Source organism: Pseudomonas sp. Sample_9, from assembly GCF_004307535.1.
Taxonomy (GTDB): Bacteria; Pseudomonadota; Gammaproteobacteria; order Pseudomonadales; family Pseudomonadaceae; genus Aquipseudomonas; species Aquipseudomonas mercuritolerans.
Map to the genome: position 1 here is coordinate 1 of NZ_RAZO01000321.1, position 4,156 is coordinate 4,156.

The 4,156-nt window shown below is 62.8% G+C and carries 5 protein-coding genes; 3 read left to right on the top strand and 2 right to left on the bottom strand.

Annotation, left to right across the window (positions count from 1 at the left end):
* On the top strand, positions 1–759 hold a 759-nt coding region (locus tag D6877_RS17890), incomplete at its 5' end, for a YbdK family carboxylate-amine ligase (protein ID WP_130911627.1).
* On the opposite strand, the gene D6877_RS17895 is transcribed toward D6877_RS17890, so the two are convergent.
* Complete coding sequence (locus tag D6877_RS17895) at positions 741–1,172, bottom strand: VOC family protein (RefSeq protein ID WP_130911628.1); 432 nt, start codon at positions 1,170–1,172, stop codon at positions 741–743. The two genes, D6877_RS17890 and D6877_RS17895, sit on opposite strands and share 19 nt — an antisense overlap.
* A gap of 109 nt (positions 1,173–1,281) precedes the next feature.
* Between D6877_RS17895 and D6877_RS17900 the strand changes: the two genes are divergently transcribed.
* Positions 1,282–2,364: a trifunctional transcriptional activator/DNA repair protein Ada/methylated-DNA--[protein]-cysteine S-methyltransferase gene (locus tag D6877_RS17900; protein ID WP_130911629.1), complete on the top strand. Its 1,083-nt coding sequence runs from the start codon at positions 1,282–1,284 to the stop codon at positions 2,362–2,364.
* Between the two features lie 58 nt (positions 2,365–2,422).
* A complete protein-coding gene (locus tag D6877_RS17905; RefSeq protein WP_130911630.1) occupies positions 2,423–3,040 on the top strand; it encodes a DNA-3-methyladenine glycosylase in 618 nt (205 codons plus the stop codon).
* 76 nt (positions 3,041–3,116) lie between these two features.
* Here the strand turns inward: D6877_RS17905 and D6877_RS17910 are convergent, their stop codons facing one another.
* Positions 3,117–4,067: a LysR family transcriptional regulator gene (locus D6877_RS17910; RefSeq protein ID WP_130911631.1), complete on the bottom strand. Its 951-nt coding sequence runs from the start codon at positions 4,065–4,067 to the stop codon at positions 3,117–3,119.
* Positions 4,068–4,156: the final 89 nt, after the last annotated feature.

Sequence of the window (4,156 nt, forward strand, 5' to 3'; positions counted from 1 at the left end):
CGCAGCGTGCTGTCGGGCCTGCATGTGCACGTCGAGGTGGCAGAGCCGCTGGATCGCATTGCGGTGATGAACGAAGTGCTGCCGTGGACGCCTCTGCTATTGGCGCTGAGCTGCTCCTCGCCGATCTGGGATGGCGCCGCCAGCGGCTTCATGAGCTACCGGCAGACCGCGTGTGACGAGTGGCCACGCATGGGCATTGCGCCGCTGTTTGCCGATCAGCGCCATTACGACGAACACCTGGCTTTTCTCACACGCATCGGCGCCATCAGCCAGCCCGGCGAGTGCTGGTGGGGCGTGCGCCCGGCCGCGCGTTTCCCGACTCTCGAACTGCGCATGACCGACGCTTGCCCTCGGGTCGACGATGCGCTGACCCTGACGGCGTTTTTCCGGGTATTGGTGGCTCATGCCAGTGCACAGCGGCGGCCCGGATTGCTGTACGACCAGACCGCGCGTTCGATGCTGGAAGAAAACCGCTGGCGCGCCAAGCGCCTGGGGCTTAATGCGCGCTTTCTGGTCGAAGGTATCGACGGCGACTGTTCGATCGGGCAATGGCTGGAACTGGCCGAGCAGCGTTTCGCCGATACGGCGCTGGCATTGGGCGCGGCGCAGTTGTTCGAGCGTGCGCGGGCGATCATCGCCAGCGGCACCAGCGCCGACCGGCAACTGGCGCTGTTGAATCTGGCGTCTGAACAACCGCAAAACGGCCGCTCGGCTCTGGCGCAAGTGACCGAGTTGCTGCTTCAGGAAACCGCTGGCTGATCGCTCTCGGACGGGCCTTTGAGTTCGACCTGATTGCCATCCGGGTCGAAACAGTAAAGCGACAAGCCGTAACCCTCGGCGCCAAAACGCCTGGCGGCTTGTTCAACGGTCAGCCCGAACGATTGCAGGTGAGCGATGAGCGCGGCTTCGTCGAACGGTTCGATGCGCAGGCAGAAGTGGTCGACATTGCGTCGCTGCGACTGCGCCGCGCCACCGCCCTTGCGCCCGAGTTCGCCGTGCAAGTCGACCAGATCGATCATCGACGTGCCAGCGCGCAAATGCACCAGCCCCAGTGGCTGGTTATGCCTGACCACCTCGGCGCCGAACACCCTGGCGTAGAAATCGATGCTGCGTTGCAGGTCGGCGACGCGCAGGACGATATGATCGATGCGCTGAATGGAAAACGGCTGCATGGTTTGGCTTCCTCGAAAGCGGCGACTCGCTCATTGTGCTGCACAAGGGAAAAAATTCACTGTCGATTTTTCGGTGGAGCCATCGACAAAGCGGATTTACTCTCACGTCATGAACATACCAGCCGCTGCCCTGCCGCCCCACGCCGAAATGGTTCGCGCCATGCTCGAGCGCGACACTGCCTATGAAGGCGTGTTCTTCACCGCCGTGAAAACCACCGGGATCTTTTGCCGCCCCAGTTGCACGGCGCGCAAGCCGAAACCGGAAAACGTCGAATTCTTCGCCCACGCCGACGAGTGCCTGTGCGCCGGTTACCGCGCCTGCCTGCGCTGCAAACCGCTGGACGCAGCAGCCATCGCCCCGGACTGGGTGCAGCGCCTGCTGAATGCGGTGGACGCCGATCCCGAACGGCGCTGGAGCGATGCGCAGTTGCTCGCCGAAGGCATCGAACCGCTGAAATTGCGGCGCTGGTTCAAGCAGCACTTCGGCATGACCTTCCACGCCTGGCTGCGCACACGACGCCTCGGCATGGCCCTGGGCGGAATCAGGCAAGGCACTTCGATCGATCACGCCGCTTTCGACTCCGGCTATGAATCGCTCAGTGGTTTTCGCGACGCGTTTCAGAAGTCCTTCCATATCACCCCGGGCCGCGCGGCCAATAGTGAACCGTTGCTGTTCACTCGCCTGACCACGCCGCTGGGGCCGATGATCGCCATGGCCGAGCGCCGTGGGCTGGTGCTGCTGGAATTTCTCGACCGCCCGGCGCTGACCCGGGAAGTCGAAGCCCTGCAAAACCGTTACGGCTACGCGATTGCACCGGGGCATAACGCCCACTTGCAGCAGATCGAGGTGCAACTGGCGGATTATTTCGCCGGCAAACTCACTCGGTTCAACGTGCCGCTGCACCTGCCCGGCAGCGCGTTCGCCCGTGAGGTGTGGGCGGCGCTGTTGCAAATTCCCTATGGCCACACCAGCACGTACGGCGCCATCGCGGCAGGCCTGGGCAAACCCGGCGCCAGCCGTGCCGTCGGCCTGGCGAACGGGCACAATCGGCTGTCGATCGTGGTGCCATGCCACCGAGTGATCGGCGCCGACGGATCGCTGACCGGCTATGGCGGCGGACAACCGCGCAAGGCGTTCTTGCTCAGGCTGGAAAACGCCGCACTGCAAATGACTCAACAATTGGCTTTTTGAGCCATGCAATCCAACACGCAAGTAAGGATTTCGATGGGTATGTCCGAATCACCGCAACATGGCTGACATGTATGAGATGGCCAGCGCTTTTCTGGCCGCGATAGACACTGACTGGCAGCGCCATGTCAGCGCCGTCGGCCCGTGCCTGCATCAGCCACATCCGGCGCGCGATCCCTATGAATCGCTGGTACGGGCGATTGCCTATCAGCAACTGCACGCCAAGGCCGGCGATGCGATCCTTGGGCGTTTGGTGGAGTTGTTTCCGGGGCAGGCGTTTCCGCGTCCGCAGCAGATTCTGGCTACCGAGGTCGAGCAACTGCGCGCTTGCGGATTTTCCGCCAGCAAGATCGCGACGATCCAAGGGATTGCCCAGGCGACGCTGGACGGCGTGGTGCCGGATTACCCGACTGCACGGGCGATGGGCAATGAAACCCTGATCGAACGCCTGACCAGCCTGCGCGGTGTCGGCCGCTGGACCGTGGAGATGCTGCTGATCTACAGCCTCGAACGCATGGACATTCTGCCGGCCGATGACTTCGGCGTGCGTGAGGGATATCGGCGTTTGAAGAGACTGGAGGTGCAGCCGACGCGCAAACAGATGATCGAGATTGGCCAGGCGTGGAGGCCTTATCGGACGGTGGCGGCCTGGTATCTGTGGCGCGTGACCAAGGTTTAGACCGCGTTATCGTTCTTCGCGAGCAGGCTTGCTCCCACATTAATTGGAGGCGGCAGGTAGAACCCGGGAGTTGAAACTAAACGCGGTCGGCTCCCTTTCCCCCTCTCCCTGGGGAGAGGGCTGGGGTGAGGGGGAAATCGAACTGCCGCTGCAAATTTTCCGCCCTGAGAATCTCGAACAACGCCTGCGCCGCCGCCGACAGTTCATTGCCCGGCTCGGTCAACACGCCAATCGCCCGCTCCACCGAGTCATTCAAGGTCAAGCAATGCGCGCCCAATTCGCGCATCTGCCCCGCGCACAATGCCGGCACCGCGCTGACCCCAAGCCCGCTGGCAACCATTCGCCCGACGGTCGCCAATTGATGACTTTCGAACTCCACCGGCAACTTCATTCCGCGCGCCTGCAAATGCTCTTCCAGCATCACCCGCACGGTCGATGGCCGCTGCAGGGTGATGAACGGTTGCTCCAGCAAGGTCTGCCAATCGATATCGGCGCGACCGGCCAGCGCTGAATCGGCCGGCACCACGGCGACAAAGCGATCGACATACAGCGGTGTGAATGTCATCGACGTGCTCTGCATCGGCGCGAACGCCACACCGAGTTCAACCTGACGATCGCGGACCATTTCCAGCACTTGTTCGTTGATCACGTCATTGACCGTGACGTTGACGTTCGGATAGCGCGCGCGAAAGCTCTTGAGAATCGGCGGCAGCAGATTGCCGGCAAACGACGGCATCGCCGCCAGCGTCACGCGTCCGCGCTGGAGGCTGAAACGCTGGCGCATCTCGTCTTCGGCGTTGTCCCAATCGGCGATCAAGCGGCGCGCCAGCGGCAGCAGGGACTCGCCTTCCGGGGTCAGCGCGACATTACGCGTGTTGCGGCTGAACAGGCGCCCGCCCAAGCCCTCTTCCAGCGCTTTGATGGTCAGGCTCAGCGCCGATTGCGACAAATGCAGACGCTCGCAGGCCACGGCGAAGCTCAGGCTATGGGCCACGGCGAGAAAGGCACGGATCTGTTTGATGGTCATGGTCGCTTTGCTCCAGTTGCGAGCGGCAAGCTTCAAGCTGCAAGCCGTGATGCGATGGCCCTGATCGTTCCCACGCTCCTGCGTGGGAA

Bases quoted from the DNA above. Each gene is read 5' to 3' on its own strand.
- D6877_RS17905 (WP_130911630.1), top strand. From the start codon at position 2,423: ATGGCTGACATGTATGAGATGGCCAGCGCTTTTCTGGCCGCGATAGAC.
- D6877_RS17910 (WP_130911631.1), bottom strand. From the start codon at position 4,067: ATGACCATCAAACAGATCCGTGCCTTTCTCGCCGTGGCCCATAGCCTG.
- D6877_RS17900 (WP_130911629.1), top strand. From the start codon at position 1,282: ATGAACATACCAGCCGCTGCCCTGCCGCCCCACGCCGAAATGGTTCGC.
- D6877_RS17895 (WP_130911628.1), bottom strand. From the start codon at position 1,172: ATGCAGCCGTTTTCCATTCAGCGCATCGATCATATCGTCCTGCGCGTC.